This window comes from Rossellomorea marisflavi (assembly GCF_009806575.1).
Classification (GTDB): domain Bacteria; phylum Bacillota; class Bacilli; order Bacillales; family Bacillaceae_B; genus Rossellomorea; species Rossellomorea marisflavi_A.
This window is the reverse complement of the sequence record NZ_CP047095.1, coordinates 3456562-3481386: the sequence shown is the minus strand read 5'-3', so window position 1 is coordinate 3481386 and position 24825 is coordinate 3456562. Positions and strand designations below refer to the sequence as shown.

The 24825-nt window shown below is 49.8% G+C and carries 20 protein-coding genes, 1 pseudogene and 2 riboswitches; of the genes and pseudogenes, 11 read left to right on the top strand and 10 right to left on the bottom strand.

Features of this window, described 5'->3' with window-relative positions:
- The 3 genes and pseudogenes from D5E69_RS18100 to D5E69_RS18090 form a co-directional block, all read right to left on the bottom strand.
- Window positions 1-1794, bottom strand: a complete 1794-nt coding sequence (locus D5E69_RS18100) for an ABC transporter substrate-binding protein (RefSeq protein WP_159130382.1) — start codon at window positions 1792-1794, stop codon at window positions 1-3.
- A 24-nt stretch (window positions 1795-1818) separates the two neighbouring features.
- A pseudogene (locus D5E69_RS18095) lies at window positions 1819-3323 on the bottom strand (ABC transporter permease).
- A gap of 13 nt (window positions 3324-3336) precedes the next feature.
- Window positions 3337-4779, bottom strand: coding sequence for an ABC transporter permease (locus tag D5E69_RS18090; RefSeq protein WP_159129990.1), 1443 nt, complete (start codon window positions 4777-4779; stop codon window positions 3337-3339).
- Window positions 4780-4913: 134 nt separating this feature from the next.
- On the opposite strand from D5E69_RS18090, the gene D5E69_RS18085 reads away from it, so the two are divergent.
- Entirely contained in the window at window positions 4914-6647 is a 1734-nt protein-coding gene (locus D5E69_RS18085) for an ABC transporter ATP-binding protein (RefSeq protein ID WP_159129989.1), read from the top strand.
- Window positions 6648-6696: 49 nt separating this feature from the next.
- On the opposite strand, the gene D5E69_RS18080 is transcribed toward D5E69_RS18085, so the two are convergent.
- Complete coding sequence (locus D5E69_RS18080; RefSeq protein WP_048013326.1) at window positions 6697-7458, bottom strand: SDR family NAD(P)-dependent oxidoreductase; 762 nt, start codon at window positions 7456-7458, stop codon at window positions 6697-6699.
- A gap of 164 nt (window positions 7459-7622) precedes the next feature.
- Between D5E69_RS18080 and D5E69_RS18075 the strand changes: the two genes are divergently transcribed.
- From D5E69_RS18075 to D5E69_RS23905, 3 genes are all read left to right on the top strand, one after another.
- On the top strand, window positions 7623-8189 hold the full coding sequence (locus D5E69_RS18075) for a hypothetical protein (protein WP_048007113.1): 567 nt from the start codon (window positions 7623-7625) through the stop codon (window positions 8187-8189).
- 192 nt (window positions 8190-8381) lie between these two features.
- A riboswitch (SAM riboswitch) is annotated at window positions 8382-8484 on the top strand.
- A gap of 240 nt (window positions 8485-8724) precedes the next feature.
- Window positions 8725-9522: an alpha/beta hydrolase gene (locus tag D5E69_RS18070; protein WP_048007112.1), complete on the top strand. Its 798-nt coding sequence runs from the start codon at window positions 8725-8727 to the stop codon at window positions 9520-9522.
- An 89-nt stretch (window positions 9523-9611) separates the two neighbouring features.
- Window positions 9612-10994 carry a M28 family peptidase gene (locus tag D5E69_RS23905; RefSeq protein WP_159129988.1) on the top strand — a complete coding sequence of 461 codons (1383 nt, stop codon included), beginning with the start codon at window positions 9612-9614 and terminating at the stop codon, window positions 10992-10994.
- Window positions 10995-11032: 38 nt separating this feature from the next.
- On the opposite strand, the gene D5E69_RS18060 is transcribed toward D5E69_RS23905, so the two are convergent.
- On the bottom strand, window positions 11033-11446 hold the full coding sequence (locus D5E69_RS18060) for a VOC family protein (protein WP_048013323.1): 414 nt from the start codon (window positions 11444-11446) through the stop codon (window positions 11033-11035).
- Window positions 11447-11734: 288 nt separating this feature from the next.
- Window positions 11735-12982: a DUF5068 domain-containing protein gene (locus D5E69_RS18055; RefSeq protein WP_159129987.1), complete on the bottom strand. Its 1248-nt coding sequence runs from the start codon at window positions 12980-12982 to the stop codon at window positions 11735-11737.
- A gap of 402 nt (window positions 12983-13384) precedes the next feature.
- On the opposite strand from D5E69_RS18055, the gene D5E69_RS18050 reads away from it, so the two are divergent.
- Complete coding sequence (locus D5E69_RS18050; RefSeq protein WP_159129986.1) at window positions 13385-15088, top strand: M3 family oligoendopeptidase; 1704 nt, start codon at window positions 13385-13387, stop codon at window positions 15086-15088.
- 76 nt (window positions 15089-15164) lie between these two features.
- On the opposite strand, the gene D5E69_RS18045 is transcribed toward D5E69_RS18050, so the two are convergent.
- Window positions 15165-16550 carry a DUF2254 domain-containing protein gene (locus D5E69_RS18045; RefSeq protein WP_048007107.1) on the bottom strand — a complete coding sequence of 462 codons (1386 nt, stop codon included), beginning with the start codon at window positions 16548-16550 and terminating at the stop codon, window positions 15165-15167.
- A 229-nt stretch (window positions 16551-16779) separates the two neighbouring features.
- A riboswitch (SAM riboswitch) is annotated at window positions 16780-16884 on the top strand.
- Between the two features lie 105 nt (window positions 16885-16989).
- Between D5E69_RS18045 and D5E69_RS18040 the strand changes: the two genes are divergently transcribed.
- A complete protein-coding gene (locus tag D5E69_RS18040; RefSeq protein ID WP_159129985.1) occupies window positions 16990-18231 on the top strand; it encodes a homoserine dehydrogenase in 1242 nt (413 codons plus the stop codon).
- 11 nt (window positions 18232-18242) lie between these two features.
- Complete coding sequence (locus D5E69_RS18035; RefSeq protein WP_159129984.1) at window positions 18243-19454, top strand: aspartate kinase; 1212 nt, start codon at window positions 18243-18245, stop codon at window positions 19452-19454.
- On the opposite strand, the gene D5E69_RS18030 is transcribed toward D5E69_RS18035, so the two are convergent.
- Window positions 19455-19949, bottom strand: coding sequence for a L,D-transpeptidase family protein (locus D5E69_RS18030; RefSeq protein WP_048014585.1), 495 nt, complete (start codon window positions 19947-19949; stop codon window positions 19455-19457).
- 100 nt (window positions 19950-20049) lie between these two features.
- Window positions 20050-20646: a spore coat protein gene (locus D5E69_RS18025; RefSeq protein WP_048007104.1), complete on the bottom strand. Its 597-nt coding sequence runs from the start codon at window positions 20644-20646 to the stop codon at window positions 20050-20052.
- A 148-nt stretch (window positions 20647-20794) separates the two neighbouring features.
- Here D5E69_RS18025 and D5E69_RS18020 point away from each other — a divergent pair, with 148 nt between their 5' ends.
- The 3 genes from D5E69_RS18020 to D5E69_RS18010 all read left to right on the top strand — a co-directional run bounded on the left by D5E69_RS18020 (window position 20795) and on the right by D5E69_RS18010 (window position 23239).
- Window positions 20795-21424: a LysE family transporter gene (locus tag D5E69_RS18020; protein ID WP_048007103.1), complete on the top strand. Its 630-nt coding sequence runs from the start codon at window positions 20795-20797 to the stop codon at window positions 21422-21424.
- 60 nt (window positions 21425-21484) lie between these two features.
- Entirely contained in the window at window positions 21485-22213 is a 729-nt protein-coding gene (locus tag D5E69_RS18015) for a YqcI/YcgG family protein (RefSeq protein WP_048013317.1), read from the top strand.
- A gap of 81 nt (window positions 22214-22294) precedes the next feature.
- On the top strand, window positions 22295-23239 hold the full coding sequence (locus tag D5E69_RS18010; RefSeq protein WP_159129983.1) for an arginine deiminase family protein: 945 nt from the start codon (window positions 22295-22297) through the stop codon (window positions 23237-23239).
- A gap of 68 nt (window positions 23240-23307) precedes the next feature.
- Here D5E69_RS18010 and D5E69_RS18005 read toward each other — a convergent pair whose 3' ends face one another.
- On the bottom strand, window positions 23308-23685 hold the full coding sequence (locus tag D5E69_RS18005; protein WP_048007100.1) for a winged helix-turn-helix transcriptional regulator: 378 nt from the start codon (window positions 23683-23685) through the stop codon (window positions 23308-23310).
- A 138-nt stretch (window positions 23686-23823) separates the two neighbouring features.
- On the opposite strand from D5E69_RS18005, the gene D5E69_RS18000 reads away from it, so the two are divergent.
- On the top strand, window positions 23824-24804 hold the full coding sequence (locus D5E69_RS18000; protein ID WP_159129982.1) for a zinc-binding dehydrogenase: 981 nt from the start codon (window positions 23824-23826) through the stop codon (window positions 24802-24804).
- Window positions 24805-24825: the final 21 nt, after the last annotated feature.

Genomic DNA, 24825 nt, shown 5'->3' with positions numbered 1-24825 from the left:
TTACTTATTCTCTTGATATTTCTTCAGGAATTCCTTCACTTTATCACTGTCGGCCTTCAGCTCGTTGCCAGTGTCGACAAGGGGGCTGACGGTGGAGACGGCTTTGATTTTGTTGCCTTGGTAGTAGTCGATGAACTCATCTTGGTTGATGGAGTACAGGACGGCTTTTCTTAGGTCTTCGCTTTTGGAAACGTCACGGCCTTTGGAATTGAAGAGCAGGTACGATACGCCGTTGCTTTCGATCCGCTGCAGCTTCAGTTTGTCGTCTTTTTCGACGGTTTCGTATTTCGTTTCAGGGACTCCGTAGTAGAAATGGATTTCCCCGTTACGCAGGGCGGACAGGGCGCTGTCGGCTTCTGCAATGAAGCGGACATTGATGTTGCTGATCTTCGCTTCGTTTTCAGTGCCTTTCATGTAGGCAGGGTTCTTCTGGAAGACGGCTTCATAATCGTTTTTGTACGTCATGATGTATGGTCCGCTTGCGTAAAGGCTGTTATCGTATTTATCGCCTTCCGTGACGGTGTTTTGGTCACCGTACGGGATGTCTTTCTTCACGTCGAAGGATGCGACATCATAGGTGTTGATGCTCTCCACTTGTTTCTTCGATACGATCCCTGCTGATTGGTGGGCAAGGTAGTTCAATACTTGAGGGAATGGTTCAGTCGTCGTCATTTTAACGACCTGGTATTTTCCGCTTCCGTTATCTGCGTCGTTTTTATCGTCTACAAGACTTGAGATTTTTTGATCAAGGCCATTCTCCAGGCTTTCACGGATCTTTTTTCCGTCATTGGTCTTCCCGTCGAGTTCCTTCAGGTCGGTCACGACTTCTGCATCCTTGATATGCTCATGGAGGGTGTACGTACGGTGATCAGGAACGGAATCCTTATCCTTTGCACGGTTCAGGGAGAAGATGACATCGTCGGCACCGACGCGCTCACCAGAATCGACGGCCTTTTTGTCTGTCACTTGGGCAAAATTGATATCATCGCGAAGTAGGAAATAGTACTCTGAATTTCCTTCGCCGATCGTGTAGTTGCGGGAGAGGGAACCGTCAGCGGTGACATTGTCATCATCGGTCAGATTCACAAGCCTTACATACATATTCGTGTTGATCGTATTGATGGAACCATCATTCCCTTTGATCGGGTCAAGGGACGTCAGGGTCGGGATGCTTTGCTGCATGATCAGTGGATCGTTAGCGCGTTTCGCTTCGTCATTGAAGTCGATTGTTTCCCACGCAAGGGCACGGGATTTGGAGAGGCGGACGGTATCGGTGTTCAGCACATCCTTGTTGATTCCCTGTGCTTTGTATGAGATATAGAGCGGTGCGATGTACGCTTTTTCGAATACAAGGCGGTCTTCCAGTGCTTTGTACGTTTTGGTGAATTCTTCAGGCGTTTGCGTACTTGCTTCATCAATCAGTTTGTCGACCTTCTCATCGGCGATGGTGCTGTAATCTCCGCCGGATTTGAAGACGGAGCGAACGGCATAGTCAGGGTTACCTGTCACCGTCGTCCAACTGGAGAGGGCGACGTCATAGTTTCCTGCATCCTGCTGTGATTTGAAGCTTCCGTAGTCCGGTTGAACATTCAGCTTCACATCGAAGCCGTTTTTCACAAGCTGGTCGCGAAGGATATTGATATCGGACTCGCTTGAACTCATGCCGAGGATTTCAATGGTCGGCTTCTTCCCATCGTTCTTGCTGTCTTCTGCTACATCTGATTTTGTGTTCACGCAGCCTGCAGCAAACAGGACAAGCGCAAGGAACACGGCGAAAATGGATTTCTTCAAAATGAATGACCTCCTAAGGTGTTGGTTTTAGTCTAACTTCGGATCAAGGGCATCCCGCAGGCCGTCTCCAAGGAAATTGAAGGAGAGGACTAGGAGGATGATGGCAAGACCCGGGTAGATGGCGAGATAGGAATGTGTTTCAAGATACGTGCTGCCGATTTTCAGGATGTTTCCCCACTCGGGTATATGAGGCTCGATACCGAGTCCGAGATAGCTCAGACTGCTGGTGGCGATCACTGCCCCCCGATGGTGAGGGTCGATTTGACGATCATCGGTGCCAGTGAGTTCGGCACCACATGCCGGAAGATGATTTCGAAATTCCCTGTGCCCAGTGCGCGGGCGGAATCGACATATTCATAGTTTGATACCATGAGCACATTGGCTCTCATTGTCCTGGCATAGGTCGGGATCGATCCGACACTCAGTGCGAGGACAAGGGTCGTTGTGTTGGACCCGAATGCTGCGATGATGACGATGGCGAGGAGGATTCCTGGAATTGCGTAGAGCACATCCAGTAGCCTCATGATGATATTGTCGGTCCGCTGACCGTAATAGCCCGAAATCGCCCCGAGGATGCCGCCGATGATGAACGGGATCAACGTTGAGAGGAACCCGACGATGAGGGAAATCCGTGCTCCGAAGATGATCCGGGAGAATAGGTCCCGCCCGTAATCATCGGTTCCGAGGGGGTAGGCAGGGTTCGGCGTCTGCAGGATCGCCGAGTAATTATTCTCTACGGCGAGGGCATAATCGAACGTCAGGTAGCTGCAAACGGAAATCGAGAACAGGAAGACAATGAAGAACAATCCGAGCATGGATGTCATATTGCCGGTCACCTTATCCCACACCCGGTACCATGTGCCGGTGACGGGATGATGTTCTCCCCGTGACTTCATGAGGAGGTTCCACCCGAGGAATATGGCGAAAAGATTGCCCGTCAATCCCGTGAGCATCAATAGAACCGCCACAATGCCGGTCCATTTCGGCAGGCGTTCACCGAACGTGATCACCATCCATAGAACGGCGAGGTGGAACATCGTGATGGCGAGGAGCAGGAAAATCCCCAGCAGGAACGTATCCGATACGTACGGTTTGAATAGATTAAGAGCGGATACGGCAATGACGAAGATCTGCGTCAGAATCATATAAACCGAGAATGTGTATTCGGGCGTTTTCTTTTCTTTGATCAGTAGAAAGGCGGCACTGACGGTGAAGACATTGGCCGTCAACAGGCTGAGAAGTTGAAGATAGCCAAGGCGCCTCGTGCTCTTTCGGATGACCCCGTCCCTGTTCAGGTCCCGTTTGATCAGCCGCGTGATCACCAGCTGTACGATGGTGAAGAATGCATAGGCCGCGAAGAACGTGAATGCACCCGGCTTCATGGACCCATCCGACAGGTCGAAACTGTTGAATAGGAAGATGAGCGTGATGGCCAGGGACAGCACCCATGTGAAGGTGGACTGTGTATATTCAGATGATATTTTCAGTGCGAATTTCTTTTTGTAATGCGGTACTTCCACGTTGGTTGTCATACATGCACCTGCTTTAATATTGTTTCATCTTGGAGCGGATCCTCGGATCGAAGAACGCATACAGGATATCGATCAATAGATTGACGAGGGAGATCGTGATGGCAATATAGACGACCCCTCCCATGATGGCGGGAATATCAGGGATGAACTGCTTATCGACGATGTAGCTTCCGATCCCGCTGATGTTGAATACTTTCTCCGTCACGGCGGCGCCTCCGAGCATTCCGCCGAAAAGGAGGCCGATGACCGTGATGACGGGGATCATGGCGTTACTCACTGCGTGCTTCCAGAGCACCTGCCGCTTGTTCAATCCTTTCGCCTTGGCCGTCAGGATATAGTCCTCATTGATCACTTCCAGGGTGGATGATCTCATCATCCGGGCAATCGATGCAGTCAAAGCGGTTCCGAGGACGACGGCCGGCATCACGATCGACAGCCAGTTGCCCGGGGAGTAGGTTGCCGGGAACCATTTCAACTTGATCGAGAAGTTCAGGATGAAGATCAGCCCCTGCCAGAAGTTCGGGATGGACAGGCCGATCAGAGCCACGAACATAAACGTATAGTCAAAGAATGACCTTGGCTTCGTGGCAGAAACGATGCCGATCGGGATGGCGATCACAATCGCCATGACCAGTGAAATGATGGCCAGTGTCAGGGTGATGGGGAACTTCCTCCCGATGCTTGATGCGACTTCTTCATTTCCCGTAAAGGAAGAGCCGAGGTCAAAGGTGGCAATCCCTTTGATCGTATTCCAAAGCTGGACGAGATAAGGCTGATCCAAACCGTGAATGGCATTGAATGCAGCGATCTGATCCTTTGTCGCTGTCTCCCCGAGTATGTTCGCTGCCGGATTGAACGGGGATAGATACAGGATGGTGAAGACAAGGAATGCGACCCCTACGATGACGAATAAGCTCATGACGAGGCGTTCGAATATGTATTTTACAAAATGATTGCTGTATAAGAGCAGTAGTAGATACATAGGGAGACCAGGCAGAGCGGATAGGACCAAGAACGTCGGGTTCTGCAGGAGAGACCCGAAGGTTTCTTTGTACGTGATCTTCCGTTCATCCTTCAGGGTGAGCTGTTTGAGCGTTCGCTCCTCCGCTGTTTCGTTCAATCTTTCCTGAGCAAGTCGTTCGGCCTTTGCCTTGATGCTTGAAGGAGATGCCTGTTGATTGAAGAACATATTCTTTCTTTGAAGTTCTTCTTCTGCTCGTTTTAAATAAGTGGCTTTTAATCCCTCCTTGACTAGTCCCTGTTTCATGTCATGAAGGAGCCTCTGATACGGGTCGTTCTTCTTTCTGTGAAGGTAGATGAAAAAGACGACGAGATGGACCGGTAATCCCAGAATCAGAATGAAGAAGTGATATAGATTCCGTCGTTGCATCTTTTGATAGGTATCTTGGAACATCGGGGTTGGTGCATAGGTGCCAGTAGCTTTCGCCGTTTCCATGTGAAGCGTTGCCCTCCTTTATAAAAATTCAAATTGCATAATTCCGATCTGTTTAGTATATTTTAAATACACATTCTTGAAAAATCAATGTAAACTTTAGAAAATTTAACAAATCGTCCTGGCAGGTGGAAATAGTGGAATCAATTCTTAAAGTAGACAATTTGCATATCTCGTTCCAATCAAAGGAAGAGGAATTCGATGCTGTACGCGGTGTGAGTTTTGAAGTGAAAAAAGGCGAGACCCTTGGCATCGTAGGGGAATCGGGCAGCGGGAAAAGCGTGACGGCACGATCGATCATGCGTCTGCTGCCATCCCCACCCTCGTATATGAAGGAAGGGGAGATCACGTTCCTCGGGGAGAATCTCGCGGAGAAGACCGAGAAGGAGATGGAGTCCATACGCGGGCGGGACATCGGAATGATCTTCCAGGATCCCATGACGTCCCTGAATCCGACGATCCGGATCGGGAATCAGATTGCCGAGAGCCTCATGAAACATCAGGATCTCAGCCGGGAACAGGCGAAGAAAGAAGCCATCGATATTCTGAAACAGGTGGGCATACGCAATAGCGAGGAACGTTATAGTCAATATCCCCATGAGTTCTCCGGGGGGATGCGCCAACGTGTGATGATTGCCATCGCCCTTGCCTGCAGACCGACCCTCCTGATTGCCGACGAGCCGACGACAGCACTGGATGTCACGATCCAGAAACAAATCCTGAATGTCATGAAGCACATGCAGGAGCGGTTCGGTACGTCCATCATCCTCATTACCCACGATCTTGGGGTGGTGGCCGGCATGTGTGACTCTGTCGTGGTCATGAAGGAAGGGGAGATTGTGGAACGGGGGACGACAGAGGAAATCTTCGCATCACCAAGGCACCCGTATACGAAGAAGCTTCTGAATGCCCTGCCGCGTCTCGATGAACCGAAAAAATCCAAAAAGGATCCCTCACCTGATAAGCCGCCACTTCTGGACGTATCGTCTCTCCGGCAGCATTTCGACCTTGGGAAAGGCCATACCTTGAAGGCGGTGGATGATATCTCATTCTTCATCCGTGAAGGAGAGACATTGGGGCTTGTGGGGGAATCGGGTTCAGGCAAGTCGACGACAGGACGGGCGATCCTGCGGTTGAACGAGCCGACAGGTGGCGTCGTCACCTACGAAGGAATGTCGGTCAACGGCATGACGAAGCGTGAAATGAAAGCGATGAGGCGCCATATGCAGATGATCTTCCAGGACCCCTATGCGTCACTCAATCCCCGTTTCAAAGTAATGGATATCATCGGTCAGGCCCTTGATATCCACGGGCTGTGCAAAACGAAGCAGGACCGGAAGCGGCGTGTGGAGGAACTGCTTGAAATGGTGGGGCTTCAGGCTTCCCATGCGAAGCGCTATCCCCATGAGTTCTCCGGTGGACAGCGACAGCGGATCGGAATCGCGCGTGCCCTGGCGGTGGAACCGAAGTTCATCGTGTGCGATGAGCCTCTATCAGCCCTTGATGTGTCGATTCAGGCACAGATCGTGGAGCTTCTTCAGGACCTTCAGAAGCGTCTGGGCTTAACGTATCTCTTCATCGCCCATGATCTGTCCATGGTGAAGCATATCAGTGACCGGGTCGCCGTGATGTATGCCGGGAAAATCGTGGAGCTTGCCGAAAGCGAAGAGCTTTATGCTAACCCTCAACATCCGTATACGAAGTCTCTCCTCTCCGCCATCCCGATTCCGGACCCGGCGATCGAGAAGAAGAAGGAGCGCGTCCTTCTGGAGGAGCAGACCGATGAAGATCGCTATGGGCTGCAAACATCCGAGCTTGTCGAAGTGTCGAGTGGTCACTGGGTGGCAGTACCGGTGGAAGCAGGCGCATAATCAAAGAAAGGGTGTCCCGACATTTCGGGACACCCTTTCTGCATGGATGTTAGTTTCTTGTTCTTGATGCGTATGGGTAGATCGGATCACGAAGCAGGAACTCATAGGTTTCACCATTCACGATTCCAACAACATGATTCCCATCATACAGGTCAAGGAGGAATTGTGCCATTTCCTTCGCAGTATGGTATTTGGGCAGTGCTTTTTCATAGTCAAACTGATCGGAATCAATGGATCGTTGGGCGAATTCCGTTTCCGTAGCGGCAGGGGCAAGAACCTTCGCTGTCATCTTCGCACCGGATTCGGAAAGCTCTCTCGCAAGTCCTTCCGTGAAGGCACTCACATAGAATTTGGTCGCACAGTAGGTGACCGCATCGGCAACGATCGTGTAGCCGCCGCCTGAGGAAATATTGATGAGCTGCGTTCCTTCGACTTGTGAGAAATCGCGCACGTATAGGGTGGAGAGGATCGTGAGGGCTTCGATATTGAGTCTCATCATCTGTTCGATCTTGTCCAGATTTTGCTCGCCGACGGGATCGAAATTGCCGAAACCGGCATTGTTCACAAACGTCTCCAGATCAAACGACTTGATTTCTTCATAGAAAGAATGAACGTTGGCCGTGACTGACAGGTCGGTAGAGTAGAGTTTCACATCAAGGTCGGGATGGGACTTCAGGACCCGGTCCTTCAACTCCTCCAGGTTCTCTTGCCTTCTGGCAGCAAGAATCAGATTCTTCCCACGCGCTGCGAATGCCAAGGCAGCTTCATAGCCGATTCCGGAGCTTGCTCCAGTAATGACTGTATATTTCATGATAGTTCCTCCTCGGATAGGTTATAAAATAATTGTAAGGCATAGGGTGCACGTTGAGCCAATGTTTATACTCAGACTGTCTGTTTTGATGATGCCGGCGAGAGAATGACCTTCCCCTGTGGCTGAGAGTTGTCCGGCCATCCTGTTTCTGAAATAATGGGAGTATGAGGAAAAAAGAGGAAGGGGAGAAGGCGATGAACGTGCCTGGCTGGAAACTGTTAACCGCGTTGATTCCCATCATGTTGGTGATGGGTGCATGCGGACAATCCCCACGAAATACGGCTCCGGTGGAAACGGAGGCAACGGATGCTACAGAAGCGGCAACGGAAGAGGCCATCCCGGAACAGCCTGATGAAGCATCCGATCAAGTAATACTGGAAGAAGATCAAGAAGCAGGGGAACCTTCTGACGACGATCAGGAAACGGACGAGCCTGAAGAGGACGACGGATCCTCAGCGCGTGCGGAACCCCAACGATCAGGTGAGGAACCCGGGACCACGGCAGGCATTACGGATGCGGCGACTGCCATTGAGTTTTTAAAAGATGAGCTGAACGTGGCATCTGAAGGAGATATCCAAATCGATGATGGTGATGGAAAGCCTAAGACCGATGAAAAAGGGACCTATTATATCCTCCACCTGATATCAAAAACCCTCAAAGAAGAAGGAGGGACAGGGGAAGTAGGGTCGTTCAGGATTTATGAAGACGGGAGATATGAAATGGAAGACTGACTTCTCGAAAAAAAAGGACCGAAGGCAGTTGATGCGCCTTCGGTCGATATGGATCATTGGGGGTAAAGATGTTGAGCCAATCTTACAGTGTTAAACCCAACCTGTCAAGTGGGGATTTGGTTTTAATTCATAGTATTGCTGTAGGATTTATGGTTGACAAAGAGTGAATTGTAAGATAATTTAGTCTATACTACCTTATAAAGAGTCGGGGAAGGAATCTGGTCCAACGATCCCGCAGCAACCTCCAAGTGGAAGGTGCTCATTCCAGCAGGCTTCACCGCCTGGCAGATAAGGAGAGAGAGTGACGTGCATCTCCTTATGGGAGATTTTTTTTGTATATAAACCCGATTAAAACGATTGGATTAATCAGTCATACCGCAGTGACTACTTTTAAATGTCAGGATAAAGGAGGGAGCGTCCGTGTTAAGTAGTTTGGTAAGGAATCAGGTACAGGATCTTTGCACACGGGAATCAGACCTTGAGGGTACGACAAAGCGTAGGAAAAAACCATACCAAGGAAGAAGGAGAGGGTAAGATGAGTTGGTATACATCCATTCCATGGGAGGGTAGCCACCTTCCAGCAGCCATACAGTATCCCGCCACGCGCCTCGGCATCCACCCTGCCGTCATCATCTGTCATGGTTTCGTCGGTTCAAAGGAGGGGGTGGATCGATTATTCGTGAAGGCGGCGAATGAACTCAGCGCAAGCATCGTCGTTCGTTTTGATTACGATGGCTGCGGAGAAAGCATGGGGGAGTACGGCTTGAATACAAAGGATCGCTTCATTGCACAAACGAAGGCAGTCATCGGATTTGTGAAACGGTTGAAAGGGGTGGACCCTGAAAGCATTGCCTTGATCGGACACAGCCTCGGGGGTGCAGTAGCCCTTGAAGCAGCCATCGAAGAAGAGGTTCGCCACCTCGCCCTCTGGTCGGCGGTCGGATCTCCGCGAAAGGATCTCGGGCGCATTATCGGCGACGAAGTGGAAGCAGCCGTTTTGCAGGATGGGAAGGCAGATTATTTGGGATATGAGCTGAGGCGTGATTTCCTCACGACCCTTCAAGGATGGGACCCGATACGACGAGCAGGGGACTATAAGGGCAATGTCTTTCTCGCCCATGGTGACGGTGATGAAGAAATCCCCGTTGACTATTGTTCCCTTTATCATTCAGGCTTTTCCAACCGGCCGTCAGGTAAGGTGGAAAAGATCATCATTCCGAATGGTACCCATACCTATTCTTCTTCACATGCTTTTCAAGCACTGCTTGATTCCACCCGGAGATGGCTCTTACAGGTGCAAGATGTAGGATATGATCGTGCGACCGGTCTATAAATAGTAGTTTTCTACCGGTTATTCCTACTCTTTCAATTAATGACAAAATATTGGTATTATTCTATTAAATTAGCAGAGGAGGAAACCGTTTGAAAAAATCTGTCGTATCCATTGCACTTGCAACGACCCTGTCATTTGGCGCTATCGGACTTCAACCAGCCATTGCAGGGGCACCTGAATCAGGAAGGGAACTCTTGCAAAATCCGCATGAGCGGAACTTGATCAAGAAAATTGATTCGGAGCGAATCTATCAGACGATCGACCATCTTCAACAAACCCCCAGGGTGGCCGGGACAGAATCCGAGGCAAATGCCATCAGGTTTGTAAAACGACAATTTGAATCGTACGGGTATGATGTGACCCTTCAACCCTTTACCTTTATAGGGTACACGGCACCTACTGCAATCGAACTTTCAGGGGTGGAAGGCGAGTGGGCTCCGACTGCATTCACCTACTCGGTCAGTGGCGATGTGTCAGGCGAGCTCATACCTGCAGGACTTGGAAGAGAAGCAGACTTTGATGGATTGGATGTAAATGGGAAAATCGTTCTTGTCCAGAGAGGGGAAATCACATTTGCACAGAAGATCATCAACGCTTCCGAAGCAGGAGCGGCAGGGGTCATCATCTATAACAATACGGATGGAGAACTGAGCGGGACTTTGGGAGAACCGGATGATCGCTACATACCGGCCATCACCCTTTCCAAGGCTGAAGGAGAAGAACTGACCAGGCATATCGGAGAGACCGTCCGGCTGACGATCGAGGGGGCTGAAACATCTGAGCGTACCTCTCATAATGTGATTGCTAAAAAGGCACCGGTCAATAAGAAAAAAGCCACGGATGATGTGCTCATCATCGGAGCCCATCATGATTCAGTAGAAGGTGCTCCGGGCGCGAACGATGATGCCTCGGGAACAGCTGTCACCTTGGAACTGGCCAAGGTGTTCAAAAATGTACCGACAGATACAGAAATCCGCTTCATCACATTCGGAGCTGAAGAATTGGGTCTGCTTGGGTCTTATCACTATGTAGACTCCCTCCCGCAAAAAGAACGTGACAGGATTATCGGGTACTTCAATCTCGACATGGTGGGAAGCAGGGATGCGGGTGATCTGGTCCTTCGCACACTCGACGGGAGTCCGAACCTCGTAACGGAGCTATCACAGGCAGCGAGCGAACGTTTGAATGGATTCCCGACGCCGATCGGTGAAGGCGGAAGGAGTGATCATGTTCCGTTTGCTGAAGCGGGAATCCCTGCGGGAGCCTTCATCCACAGTCCGTTTGAGCCATGGTATCATACTCCAGAGGACACCATTGATAAAATCAGCAAAGCGAAGCTGCAGGATGTGGCTGAAATTGTAGGTGCTGCGGTATATGAACAGGCCCGTCCTGATCACCAGGGTCCAAAGCCGAAGCCATCTTCTAAAGTGAAAGCATCAAAAGATTCCGTCCATGAAAAGAATATAAGATAATCAAATAGCCTGCTGGCCGATCGGCCAGCAGGCTTCTATCATTCTTCGTAGTTGAACTGCCACTGGATGCCGAACTTGTCTGTGACCTGGCCGTAGAGGGGGCTCCAGAACGTTTCCTGCAGTGGCATATCAACCTTGCCATGCTCTTTAAGGCGATCGAAGAGTGCGGTGAGCACTTCTTTATCGTCTTTGACAATGGCTAAAGTGATGTTATTTCCTTCAATGAAGGGTGTGCCGGGGAAAGTGTCTGAAAACATGATCTTTTCGCCGTCGATGACGATATTGGCATGGAGGATCAGTTCCTTTGCTTCTTCCGGGAGGGGGAAATCAGGGCTTGGCGGGGCTTCCTTGAAGGTCATGATGTGCGGGGGTTCTGTGCGGAAGACATCTGCATAGAAAAGGACGGCTTCGCGGCAGTTTCCATTAAAGTTGAGATAAATGTTGATCGACATGTAAACACTCCTCATTGTATAGGGTAGATAACGCTTACAAAAGTGATTATACCATGGCGGGTGTGGAGTGGATATGAAAAGAAGAGCCTGGGACAAAAGTGTTTTTGTCATAGTAAAACCCGAATTCATTTGCTTAGGATCTGGCAAATGAATTCGGGTTTTTCGTTTGTTTCATGACCATTACGATTTCATCGTTTCCAGCGAATGCACGGAAATCATGAGCGGTATTAAGAACCTATACTGATCGTGTTCGTCAGTAAATGGACCCTTTTCGTTTTGTGCCATTTTTCATTGTTTCGGTACATCAAATGACAGTTCGTTTTTCAACAGGTCTTTTCCATCTTGATTGGTGAGGTGAGTCAGTCGGAAGGTGAAATCCTTCGCTTCTCCGTAGTCGCTCTTTTCCTTCATGAGGTAAACGAGGTACTTCTCACCGGTTTCCCCAGGTTTGATGCTTCCCGTATCAAAAGCAAGGGAACCTTCATCAAGGTATTGCACCTTGTCGGTAGATAGGAACGTGCTGAACTGGTCAAGGGTAATGTCAGCATCTGTGTTGTTTTTCACTGTGACTTTAACAGTGGCAGCCACGATGTTTTCGTCACCGAATCCTGTGAAGGCATCCTGGTAGCTTTCCGTCGGCGTCAGCTTCGTGAATTGCACGCCATCGAGTGTGACGTCCACCTTTTCACCTGTTTCGGTTTTGCCTATGGATTCATTTTCGGCGAGCATCTCTTTTTCTGCTACATTGTCTTTCAGGATGCTGTCAGGGTAGAATTCCTTGGAAACAGCCGATTGCTTTTCAGCATTTTCTCCCGAAAGGGGAAGGTCAAAGACTTTTTCATCGCTGACTTTCTTCGAGAAATCCTTATCGGCAGAGCTTTGGGCGACACGAAGCTTCACATTGGCATCCTTAAGTGTCTCGTATTCCTCTTTCGTCAATATGTATTCAAGTACGCCTTCTTGCTTTTCGCCTTTTTTGTAGTGAGCGGGGTCATCCACGGTGCCGTCCATCTCAGGGCGAAGCCTGACTTCCCTTGAGTAGTCCAGTTTCATCATATGGGTATCGAACTGATCCGTGCCGAGAATATCCGGGTTGTTGAAATAGAGATCTCCATCGGTCTGATTGTCGATGCTTCCATTCATGGATACGATATACGCTTCATCTCCATCGAATTCACCAGCAGGAGCATTGGTGACGTGAACCACTTGATAACGGTCGACCATGAAGGACATTTTATTCGATTTCAATTCTATGCCTGGCTCTTCATTTTCATAGACGACATCCAGGGTGGCGTCTGGAAGATTTGCTTCGAGATCAGGATTGATCAAGCCTGATTGTGATTGGTTTGAAGAAGAATCCTTCTTCTCCAATTTTGCTCCTGAAGTCTCTTTCTCTGTTTCTTCCTTCTTTTCTGCTTTTTGTTCGGATTTTTTATCATCATCTGTTTTCTTTGCTGCCGTGTCGCTGTTTCCACATGCTGTGGTCAGTGCGAGCATACCGGCGATCGTTCCTGCCAATATCCATTTCTTCTGCATGCTATGACTTCCTTTCTAGTTTGAACCTCTAACAGTATAAGGGAAATCTCCAAAATCTATCAATCATCATTATTCAACCGTTCTCCATTCCACAAGGGAGAAATAGGTAAAACCACCTTGAAGTCAATCAGGAAAAAAGTCCCTATCATAAAACTTAAGTGGTAACTGCTATTATGGTAGAACGCTGGAAATCAATAAGGACAGCGATTTCCATATAAACCCTTATACTGGAATAATTGTGATAGTAAAGATGATTTCCCTTTTACTGCCTATACCTGGTTCTTTCGATCTGTTTTTTCCCATTTCTTACATTTTATAAACCTAGGTTGGTAGATTTGAAGAGAATTTGAACTCATATGGATTTTAATGGTAAAGTAGAGGGAGTCAAAAGGGGGAGAGGAAATGTCTAACGCATATGTAGAAACCCATGATATGAGAGATACAGAAACGATGAAAACGAGATTCGAAGAGTTTCTGGCTGCTCCGTTCCATACGGTGCAAGAGGTGGAAGATTGGTTGAAACAGGTGTCGGATTATCAGGATGAACTCCGGGAAGCCATCGATGGCCATTACATCGATTTCCAGACGCACAATCAGGACAAAGAGGTTCAGGAAACGTATCAGTTCGATCAAGAGCATGTGCTTCCCCTCCTTAAGAGGTATGAGGCACAACTGGATCAAAAGTTGTTATCGAGTCCACATGCATTGGACAACAACGTGTATGGGCGCCTGATCAGAAGTAAACAAACGGCTGCAGAGCTTTACAGGGAGAAGAATATCGATCTTGAAGTGAAGGAGGATCGGCTCGCCACTCGATACTTTGAACTGACGGGTGCTCTGACGGCAGAGTGGGAAGGAGAGCAACTGACGCTTCCCCAGCTGTTTCCACTGCTCGAAGATCCGGATCGAACCAAACGGAAAAAGGTCTACGATCAACTATTCGGTGCCCTAAGAGGGGTAGAAGAGGAACTGCAGGCAATCATGGATGAGCTCATGGTGATCCGCGAGCAGAAGGCTGCCAATAGCGGGCTGGCGAACTACCGGGATTATATGTTCAAGAAATACAATCGTTTCGACTATACACCAGAAGATTGTAAGGAACTGGCGGATTCAATCCGTGAGCATGTTGTTCCGGCAATCGGAAGGATCTTGTCCAAGAAAGCAGAAGAGTTGGGTGTGGAATCCATCCGTCCTTATGACCACAGGGCCGTTCCCCTGGATAAAGAGCCACTGCGGCCATTCAAGACGGGTGACGAACTGGTGGAGAAGACCGGACGCGTATTGGGCGAGATTTCCCCTCGATTTTCTGAACTTATCCACCTGATGGATACAAAAGGGCTGTTGGATCTTGAGACCAGGAAGAATAAGTCCCCGGGAGGATTTTGTGAGTCGCTTCCTGTTTCCGGCCTGTCGTTCATTTTCATGAATGCTTCGGGCACCCATGGGGATGTGACGACCTTGATCCATGAAATGGGGCACTGCATCCACAATGATTTCAAGCGGACGCTTCCACTCGCTTTTGACCGGGCCACTCCGATGGAATCGGCTGAGCTTGCGAGCATGGGGATGGAGTTATTGTCCATGGATCACTGGGATCATTTTTATTCCGATGAGCAGGTGCGTCAGGCCAAGCTTGATATGCTGAGGGACATCATCCAATTCTTCCCGTCAGGAATCAGGGTCGATGAGTTCCAGCACTGGATGTACGAGAACCCTGGTCATTCCAAGGAGGAGCGATCAGAGGCGTACGGAAGGATCGTAGACAGCTATCTGTCGTCGGAAGAGGATTGGAGTGGGTATGAAGAGGTGAAGAAGAAGCAATGGCTCTTTGTCCTTCATATCTTTGAGGTCCCTTTCTATTACATCGAATATGTCATTGCCCAGCTTGGGGCTTTGCAGCTCTACAGGATTTACAAAGAGGACCCGGATCGGGCAATCGAAGGATACAAGGAAGCGCTCCGCCTCGGGAATACGACCTCCCTATCCGACGTGTATGAAGCGGCAGGACTCTCATTTGATTTTTCCGCTGATATGATCAAGGGGCTTGTGGCGTTCGTGGAAGAAGAGATTGCCGAGCTTGAAGGTTCAACCGTGAAAAATTCATGACATGATAAAAGAACCAATTGGATGCGGATTTACAGTTTCCAATTGGTTCTTTTTGTATGCGTACACGAAGCTCCGGTTAAACGTTCCGATTGGCATCGGGATAGAATTTTTGGTGGATGTGTCGGTACTCTTCCATATGACCGGTGATCTTGGCAAGGATTTTCAGTTCGGTGAGCAAGAAGGTTTTATCAAGTTCATAGATGACGGCTTCTTCTATATGATCGATGGTGTTGGCGGCGAAATCCCATAGGCATTGATGCCGTTCGCGCGGCAAGGTTTCTGAAAGGCGGGAAAGTGCTTTGACGATATCCGTGATGATCAGATGGTTACCTCTGGCATAATGCCGTACGTATCCGAATCCTCGATACAGGTAATAATCAAAGTCTTCAATCTCGAGAATGACCCGGACATCATCATCATCGTCAATCAAATAAGGGGAGAACGATAGGTGATGATTGATGGTGAGCATCAGGTCTGTAATCTGATGGATCGTATTGGACGCCGTTTTCGGATCGTCATTGCCGAGAGATTTGATAGCCACTTCTGCCAGTTTATGCATCCCCATTTGAAGATCCTGTATTTCTGTTTCCTTGTGGCCGATTTCGATGAGGGCCAGGTATTGTTCCTGGTCGACCTTTTCTTCATCCGCTCCGTACAGGCAGATAAGGTCGTTGCCGCAGAGGACGAAATCGCCGATCTTGAAGTGCAGGCGGACGATGATCCCGTCCTCCCGGGCTTTCTCGATCATGGAGTGGAAGTCGATGAGCTGTACGTAGCCCGATGCTTTTGCTTTGACATTCAGGCACTTGCTTTCATCCAGTTCGAACCGGGGATGATCATCTTTTGTCCGGTGGCACTCCAGATCTTTTTTGAGTGTTTGATTGATCATGACTTCGGATACCTTCTTCATGTTGTAGGTGATATTATGTACCTGCATCCACGTGGAGGCGTGATTGATGAAGAAGATGAAGGTGATGGCTGCGATGAAGGCGACAATGACGGTCAAGACGGGTGCGGCGGTGAACATTTCTTTCTTTGAACTTCCGATGAAGAGGAAGATGAAGAGTACAAAGACAAAGCTTCCATTGAAGATGCCGAGCGCGTGCTGGGTCTTTTTATCGGAAATGAAGTTCAGCAGCATGCGGGGCGAGAACTGTCCGCTGAACGTCGTAAGGACGACGAGGAGGGAGTTCAGTGTAAAGGCGCTCAGCGTGAGCACCCCGCCGATCAGGGTGCTGACAAGCGTCCTGGTCACCGATGCATCCATGCTGAAGAGCTTGGGAACATACTGGGACAGCTCCACCTTCAGGTCAAGGAACAAGGTGCACGCCACAAGCAGCAGGGACAGGCAGATGTAAAGGAAGGGCATGAACCAGATGGTGAGCTGGATTTCGTGAGCCCGCTGTCTTTTGGACATGAGCAGGTACTTTTGTACGTCGTTTGGAAGGAATTTCTTGAACATGATGTAATCCGATCCTTTCTGAATGATGTTGAGTAGTCATCTGTTTCCCTACATGTCCGGGTTAAAACATCCAATTAGGTATTTAAAATAAATCTTTTTCTCCCTGTATCAAAAGGGGCGAAAAAGGGTCTAATTATCAGAAAAGATAAAAAATCTATTGACGTGAAGACCGGATTCCCTATATAATCCTACTCATACTTATTGACTGAACAATTCAGAAAAACACACACTCTTATCTAGAGCGGCGGAGGGAATAGGCCCGATGAAGCCCGGCAACCTGCAATGATGAAAGGTGCCAATTCCTACAGATCGATGGTGATCTGGAAGATAAGGGGAGGAGCCTGCCTGATAAGCCCTCTTCTTAACCATAAGAAGGGGGCTTTTTTGTATCCCCTGCCATCGTTCAACCAAGTCATTCAACCCTTTAGGAGGAAGAACCATGTCAGAACTGCATGTAGCACTACTCGGATTCGGAACCGTCGGCCAGGGGGTGTACGAAGCCCTGGACACACATCGAGAAAGGATCAAGGAGATCACAGGAAAAGAGGTGCGGATCCGTGCCATCTTGATCAAAGACCCCTCAAAGGAAAGACAAATCGATCCAAGCATCAAGGTTACGACGGACTTTGACGAAATCCTTGAAGAAGAAGGGATCAATGTGGTCTTCGAGGCGATTGTCGGCGAAGAGCCTGGATACACCTATCTCAAGAAGGCCATCGAAAGGGGAATCCATGTAGTGACTGCCAATAAGGCGATGTTTTCCTCCAAGGGTGAGGATCTCTTGAGGCGTGCGCGTGAACGGGGAGTAACAGTGGGATATGAAGCGACTACGGCAGGAGGGCTTCCCATTATCGGGGCCATCAGGCAACTATTGAATGTGAATGAAATCACACATATCCAAGGCATATTGAACGGAACCTCCAATTTCATCCTTTCCCAAATGAGGAAAGAAGGCGTGTCCTTTGAGCGTGCCCTCTCCACTGCACAGGAAAAGGGATACGCAGAGGCAGATCCCACAAGTGATGTGGAAGGGCAGGATGCTTTCTATAAACTGATGATCCTAAGCCGCGCTGCCTTTGGTAGTCAACCTGATTGGGAAGCGGTCCCGAGAAAGGGCATCACGGATCTGACAAGTGATTGGCTGCAGGCTGCCGAATCCTTCTCCCTCCGGTTCAAGCATATCGGGTCGATTCAAAGGGAAGGAGAAGACATCTGTGGAGCAGTGGAGCCGGTATTGGTGAAGGAGTCCCATCCTTTCTACGGAGTGGAGGATGTTGAAAACGTCGTGTCTGTAAAAGGGAGCCTGGTCGGAAGGGTGACCCTGTCCGGACCGGGAGCGGGCAAATTACCGACGGGAAGTGCCATGGTGGAGGATTTTCTATCCTTGATCGAAGGGAGATACGCATCATCTGGAGCACATGCCAGGGTAGGAGTCGAAGCCCTAACCGGCCGGGATGGCGAATGGGTGGTGAGGACTCCGGATGAAGCATTACCGGAATGGGTGGCACGATTCGATCTATTGGATCGAATCAAGCTCAACGGCCACCTGTATCTCTTCATCAGAGGAAGTGAAGAAGCGTGGGATGCGGTGAAGCATGCGGATGAAACGCTGCAGCCCTATCCTGTGTTGAAAGAACTTCCCCTCGAGTCGAGTCTGAGAAGGGAAGCATCGGTGCGTTAACCATTTACTAAATGAAAGAAGGGGACATGGTGGAGATCATCGTACAGAAATTCGGAGGCACTTCAGTGGGATCGGTGGAAAGAATCAAGCGGATGGCCCAACATGTCATCCGTGAGAAGCAAAAGGGGAAAGAGGTGGCGGTCGTCGTGTCTGCCATGGGTGACACGACCGACCATTTGACGAAGCTCGCGAGGGAGATCACGGCCCATCCCCCAAAACGGGAGATGGATCTCCTGTTATCCACAGGTGAACAGATCACCATTGCCCTCTTGACCCTGTCGATTCAAGAGGCGGGATTCAAAGCCGTCTCCCTTACTGGGCGGCAAGCGGGGATCAGAACTGATGGCGTCCATGGGAAGGCCAGGATAAAAGGTATTGACCCATCCCGGGTGAGGGAAGAGCTCCGTAGAGGAAGCATCCCCGTTGTGGCAGGATTTCAGGGAATCACCGATACGGGGGAAATCACGACCCTTGGAAGGGGAGGGTCCGATACAACGGCGACGGCACTTGCTGCAGCACTTGGTGCGGAGCGCTGTGATATCTATACGGATGTAGATGGAATCTATACGACCGATCCCCGGGTTGTCCCCGCTGCGACGAGAATCCCACATCTTACCTACCGTGAGGTTCTCTGTCTCGCCGATTCCGGGGCAGCCGTCATCCATCCGAGGGCCGTCTTTCATTCAAAAAAGAGCAGGATCCCGTTCCGCATCCTTCCGGGCTTGATCAAAGGAGAAGGGACACTCGTAGATGACCACATCCATATCGCTGATCGGGGCCATGCCGTCGGTGTTGCGTTCAAAGATGAGGTCGTGTCCATCAGCATGGAGGATGCTGCTTACGGGTTGGAATCCCTTCTCAAGGAATCCCTGGAAGTCATCCACGTAAAACCAGATTTGCAATGGAAGGGGCAGGATCTGACCTTGACGGTTGATGCGTCTGACCGCAGCGACGTTGAGCATCTGTTGCGCGATCTTGGCCAGGGATACTCGAAGAAGATGGAGCAGGCAAAAGTGACCATCGTGAAATCTCCCGGTTCAGACATACTGAGGTTCGGGGTGAGATCCACTCTTGATGATTCCGGAATCGATGTATTCTCCATCCATGAAGATCCGGAGAAGGTAACGGCCCTTATCGGATCGGAGGATATTTATAGAGCTGCTGACGTGCTCCACACGTTTGCCGGTCTCGATGCTTCTGGGGCCAAAAGGGTCGTGAGGTGATCAAGGGGTAATCATCACGGGTGTCCCGACCGGTATGGTCCCTGCCAGCTCCTCCACGTCCTTATTCTGCATCCGGATGCATCCAGCCGACACCGCTTTTCCAATCGAGCTTGGATCGTTGGTTCCGTGGATGCCATAACCTTGCTTCGACAAGCTCATCCACATCGTCCCGTATGGACCACCTGGATTGGGAGATTTGTTAATCACGATGAATTCACCGATCGGGGTTTCATGGAGCATCCTTCCTACGGCTATAGGATATTGCTTGACCAGTGCCCCGTTTTTATAAAGGCGGAGCCACCGTTTATTCACTGAAACCTCGATCCTGTATGGGATGGTATGGGTATTCGGGATGCCCGGAATGACGATGGGCTGACCGGGGTAGATCGCTCCCGGGCTCACACCGGGATTGGCATCGATGATGGTCTTAAGGGGCTTACGGAAATCGGTGGCAATCTGATACAGCGTTTCTCCTGTTTTGACAATATGGATCAACGAAATACACCTCCATGCCTTTTTATCAACCATCCTATGTCCGGATGGGTGGGCATGTGAAAAAAATCCCGTCCTCGATCAGCAGGACGGGATTTTTTGATCAATGTTTTGTTTGACTGGCAGGGCCATAGCTTTGAAGCATAAGGGCCATGTCCTGAGCCTGTAGCTGGGGCACCTGGTAGTACCCATGTTTATTCTGATAAAGGAAGATCTCATAGCTCATCTCGATGAAGTTCGGCACACTGTCGGCCACCACTCTTCTCAGAACAGGATTGGTCATTTCAAGGGCCGTCATCGCAAGGAGCGAGGCAAGGGACTTGGTCTGACCGAGCATGTAGGCGGATAATCCATTATCCGATAGATCCTGTACGGATGCGTTCGGCTTTTTAGGAGCTCCTGCCTTGATTCCATATACTGTCTGATGGTCTTGAGTCATCTCGTATACCTGTGTCGGAACCGGAGGCTTACTCCCTGTTGAGAAGCTTTCGACAATGGTGTTATACAGGGTTGTTACAAATGCGGACTGACGATGAAGGATGTCCTTCAGGGCAGGATCCTGGATATGGGGCTCATACATTTGGTACTGATCAAGCATGGAGATGATGCCTGCGATCACTTCGTGGGCGTCAAATAGTTCATGCCCCCCATGATTCGGTGGTGTCTGCGTGTGTGGCTGATTGAAGGACTGTTGGTCCATTGTGTATCCCTCCTGGTAAAATGTCATTCGCATATTAGTATGTACAGAGCCCGGTGAGCCATACCAAGCAGATCCCTCCCAATATCCACGACTATTTCGAGACAAGCTTGAATACAATGGAAGAAAGACGTGATAAAGGTGGGCATTCATGAGTATTTTCTTCAGTTATATCTTCCTCGGATTATCGTTGTCTGCGCCGATGGGGCCGATCAATGCGGCTCAGCTGGACAAGGGGATACGCTATGGGTTTTGGCATTCATGGCTCGTAGGCGTCGGAGGCATGGGAGCCGACGCCATCTTTATGCTTGCCATTTACTTTGGACTTGCACCGTTCATCGACACGCCGGTCATCCAGTTGATCCTGTGGATGTCGGGAGCATTCATCCTGATCTTCACCGGTATTGAAAGTATTGCGAAATCCCATGAGCTCACTCAACCGCAGCAGGGGGAGGAGGGGGAATCCAAGAAAAAATCACTGTGGACAGGATTCATCATGGCTCTCTCCAATCCTCTCAGCATCATCTTCTGGCTTGGGATATATGGCTCGATCCTTGCCCAGACCACTACTTCATATGGGACAGGGCATCTCCTCTTATATAGCTTGGGGATCTTTATCGGTATCACGATTTGGGATATCACCATGGCCTTCATTGCAACGGGCGCTAGGAAATACGTACATCCCGGTGCCCTTCGCTTCATCTCGATTCTCTCTGGGGTCGTCATGTTCGGTTTCGGCATTTATTTTGCGATTCGGGCAGCGGCTGTATTGTTCGCCTAGACAGACACCCAGTTCCTGAACGTTACATATCATGTGGTGTATTTCCGAGGGGGGACACCGATGATTGTGACAAGAGAGTGGATCGAAGGAAACAGGGACTCCATGAAGGGATGGGAGCAGGGGGCGTTCGACTATTTCAGGGCAATGATGGAAGACCGGAATCAGCCATACCCTTGCGTTCCGGGAATTCAAGGATTTCAGAAAGATATGTTAAGGTATGGATTCGCTTCCGGTGAACCGGAAACGGCAGGGGGAGAGCTCGCTTCCATGTTGTCAGAGTATACCCGCACCTCGAGATCAGCCGGGAACTACACCTCCCTCGTCGTATTTTTCGAATGGCAGGAAGGGACTGTGGATGGATTCAGGGATCGGTTCTGGGCGCTGTTGAATCAGCTTTATGCAGATGACCCCATCCCATGGCCGGAAGGCATTTCAGAAGACCCCGCCCACCATTCATGGGAATTCTGCCATCACGGAGAATCGTACTTTGCATTCTGCGCGACACCTGCTCATGAGAAGCGGAAGAGCAGGCATTTCCCCTATTTCATGATGGCCTTTCAGCCTCGATGGGTGTTCGAGGATATTAATTCCGGAACACCCCTCGGTCAAAAAATGAAAAAAGTCATCAGGGATCGCCTTGAGAAGTACGATGAGGTGGCGGTGCATCCCAGTTTGAAGTGGTACGGTCAGGAAGATAATTTTGAATGGCAGCAATATTACTTGGGGGATGACGATACTTCACTTGGTAAATGTCCGTTTTTGAATAGCTTGAAAGCCGCGAAGAGATGAGGATGCCTTGTCTCTTTTTTTGTATGGGCAGCTCACACAAAGGGGAATCTAATGAGCATATGAAGTGATGGAGGCAAAGACATGGATAACATACAGCCAAGATGTGAGAATGAATTCGGGGAATTGAAGGCCGTACTGGTTTGTTCGCCGTCCGTCCTGGACGTTCCCGACCAAAAAACAGCGGATTATGTACAGTGGGAGAAACCCGTAGACCATGACATCGCGTTGGAGAACTTCCTTGCAATGAAGGGAGCGATGGAATCCGAGGGTGTCAAGGTCATTGATTACGCGGACTATCTGAAGGAGGAAGAGGCCGCTCTCAGTCGTCAGCTGATCAACCGCATCTTTGTGCGGGATCTTGCCTGCGTGTTTCGTGACCGAATAATACCGGGAGATGCCGGGACATCGATGAGGGCACCCGAATATATCCATTCCCATCGTCTCTTCAGTGAGTGGTTCGAACCGAAGACCTTCCGGATCGAGGATAACAATGAACTGAAGGCATTGGAGTACGGAGACCTCATGCTGCTTAATAAAGACGCAATCCTTGTCAATACCGGTCTAAGGACGAGTATCGAAAGCATTGAAGCCGTGCAGGGGAAGATGTTTGCCGCAGGCTATAGCGAAATCGCCATCATCGATCTCCCGCGGAGAGGTGATACCCTTCATCTGGATATGAACCTCAATGCGGCCGGTGAAGGGGTGATCGTGGCCAAGGGGTATATGCGCTTCCTGCCAGTTCAGGTCGTCCATGAGGGGGGATCCCATTACTATATGCTGGGGGATTATCTGACCCGGCACGGTTATGACATCCTTTGGACCGATGACGTGTCCCATACTGTAGCGGATATCAATTTCCTGAATCTGAATCCTGAAACCTTGCTTGTCTCGACGAAAATGAACAGGCATATCCTGAAGGACCACCCGAAGCGAAAGAAATTACGCATCATCGAGGTGGATGTGAATGAATTGGAAAAAGGTGGCGGGGGAATCCGCTGCATGACTCTTCCTTTCGTACGCCTGTAAGTTCTACAGCATTCAACATGTTTCCCGGGAAATAGACGTTGAATGCTGTCATTTATTCAGACCTGGGATCACGGCTGTTTTCCCATGAAATCATACGTAGTCCAGCAGCGGTTCATGTTGATGCCCTTCTCCTCCGCATAGTCATCTCCCCATCTGCACATTTCAAAAAGGGTTTTCTGAAGTTTTTTTCCGAGGTCGGTCGTAGCATATTCCACTCGGGGAGGGACTTCCTGGAATACGGTCCTGGATACAAGTCCGTGGGCCTCCAGCTCCCGTAATTGCTGGGTGAGCATTTTCTGGGTGATGTCGGGGATGGATCGCCTCAACTCATTGAATCGTTTGTCCCCTTCGTTCAGATTCCACAAAATCAATACTTTCCATTTCCCTCCGATCAACTCAATGACCATGTCGATGGCACAGTGGTAGTCCTGCTGAAGTTCTTTCATGGTGTTTTTCCTCCCTGTATGGTTTCCATTCGGTAACTGGGGCACGGAATAGTGCCTACTTGCCGTCTGGTTGGACAGTATATATTATATACCTAGAAGCACTCAGTTCATAGCATGAAAATGAAGGAGGAATTATAGATGAAAGCACTGCTGTTAAAAGGGAAGAATCAATGGGAAGAGATGAAGGTGGAAGAAGTGGATCGTCCCTCACCAGGAAAAGGAGAAATCCTTGTGGAAATCCATGCGGCAGGATTGAATCCGGTGGATTACAAAACGGGTACCAATGGAAACGCCGCCTGGAGCTATCCTCATATCCTCGGTCTTGACGGGGCGGGGGTTGTGGTTGAACTTGGGGAAGGCGTTGAGCATTTGAAGATAGGGGACCGCGTCCTTTATCACGGAGACTGGACCAAGAAAGGTGCATTTGCTGAATTCAGCACGGTGAAAGCGCACACGGTATCCATTATTCCGGATTCGGTTTCATTCGAAGAAGCAGCCGCATTGCCGACTGCCGGATACACAGCCTACCAGGCCCTTCACCGGAAATTGCCACTGGATCAAATCCAGACGATCCTGATCCACGGAGGAGCAGGTGGCGTCGGTGGATTCGGCGTCCAGCTTGCGAAGCTTCAAGGAAAAACGATCATCTCCACGGCGTCTGAACATAACTATGAATATGTGAAATCCCTTGGAGCGGATTACGTCGTCGACTACAAAAAGGAAGATGTCGTGAAGAAGGTGAGGGAACTGACCGATGGACGCGGAGTTGACGCAGTAGTGGACGCCGTCAGCAGGCAAAGTGCCACGGAATCATTGGACATGCTTGCCTATATGGGGCATATCGCTTACATCGCCGGGGCCCCCGACCTTTCTGGCGTGTCCTCATTTTCCATCGTGCCATCGGTGCATGAAATTGCCCTGCAGGCAGGTCATCATGCGGGAGATCTTCACGCCGAAAAAGATTTTGCAGTGATCGGCGATGCACTTCTAGACCTTGTGGCAAGCGGCAAGATCGATCCCATGCTGGCGGAAACCGTAGGCTTGGAAGAAGTACCAGGCGCCCTTAAACGTCTTTCCGAGCGTCATGTAAAAGGGAAGATCGTGGCATTGATCAAGTAAGTTGCACGAGAGCTACCCCGG

Coding starts and splice junctions, on each gene's coding strand:
- D5E69_RS18090 (WP_159129990.1), bottom strand. CDS start 4,779: ATGGAAACGGCGAAAGCTACTGGCACCTATGCACCAACCCCGATGTTC.
- D5E69_RS18080 (WP_048013326.1), bottom strand. CDS start 7,458: ATGAAATATACAGTCATTACTGGAGCAAGCTCCGGAATCGGCTATGAA.
- D5E69_RS18075 (WP_048007113.1), top strand. CDS start 7,623: ATGAGGAAAAAAGAGGAAGGGGAGAAGGCGATGAACGTGCCTGGCTGG.
- D5E69_RS18070 (WP_048007112.1), top strand. CDS start 8,725: ATGAGTTGGTATACATCCATTCCATGGGAGGGTAGCCACCTTCCAGCA.
- D5E69_RS18060 (WP_048013323.1), bottom strand. CDS start 11,446: ATGTCGATCAACATTTATCTCAACTTTAATGGAAACTGCCGCGAAGCC.
- D5E69_RS18055 (WP_159129987.1), bottom strand. CDS start 12,982: ATGCAGAAGAAATGGATATTGGCAGGAACGATCGCCGGTATGCTCGCA.
- D5E69_RS18050 (WP_159129986.1), top strand. CDS start 13,385: ATGTCTAACGCATATGTAGAAACCCATGATATGAGAGATACAGAAACG.
- D5E69_RS18045 (WP_048007107.1), bottom strand. CDS start 16,550: ATGTTCAAGAAATTCCTTCCAAACGACGTACAAAAGTACCTGCTCATG.
- D5E69_RS18040 (WP_159129985.1), top strand. CDS start 16,990: ATGTCAGAACTGCATGTAGCACTACTCGGATTCGGAACCGTCGGCCAG.
- D5E69_RS18035 (WP_159129984.1), top strand. CDS start 18,243: ATGAAAGAAGGGGACATGGTGGAGATCATCGTACAGAAATTCGGAGGC.
- D5E69_RS18025 (WP_048007104.1), bottom strand. CDS start 20,646: ATGGACCAACAGTCCTTCAATCAGCCACACACGCAGACACCACCGAAT.
- D5E69_RS18020 (WP_048007103.1), top strand. CDS start 20,795: ATGAGTATTTTCTTCAGTTATATCTTCCTCGGATTATCGTTGTCTGCG.
- D5E69_RS18015 (WP_048013317.1), top strand. CDS start 21,485: ATGATTGTGACAAGAGAGTGGATCGAAGGAAACAGGGACTCCATGAAG.
- D5E69_RS18010 (WP_159129983.1), top strand. CDS start 22,295: ATGGATAACATACAGCCAAGATGTGAGAATGAATTCGGGGAATTGAAG.
- D5E69_RS18005 (WP_048007100.1), bottom strand. CDS start 23,685: ATGAAAGAACTTCAGCAGGACTACCACTGTGCCATCGACATGGTCATT.
- D5E69_RS18000 (WP_159129982.1), top strand. CDS start 23,824: ATGAAAGCACTGCTGTTAAAAGGGAAGAATCAATGGGAAGAGATGAAG.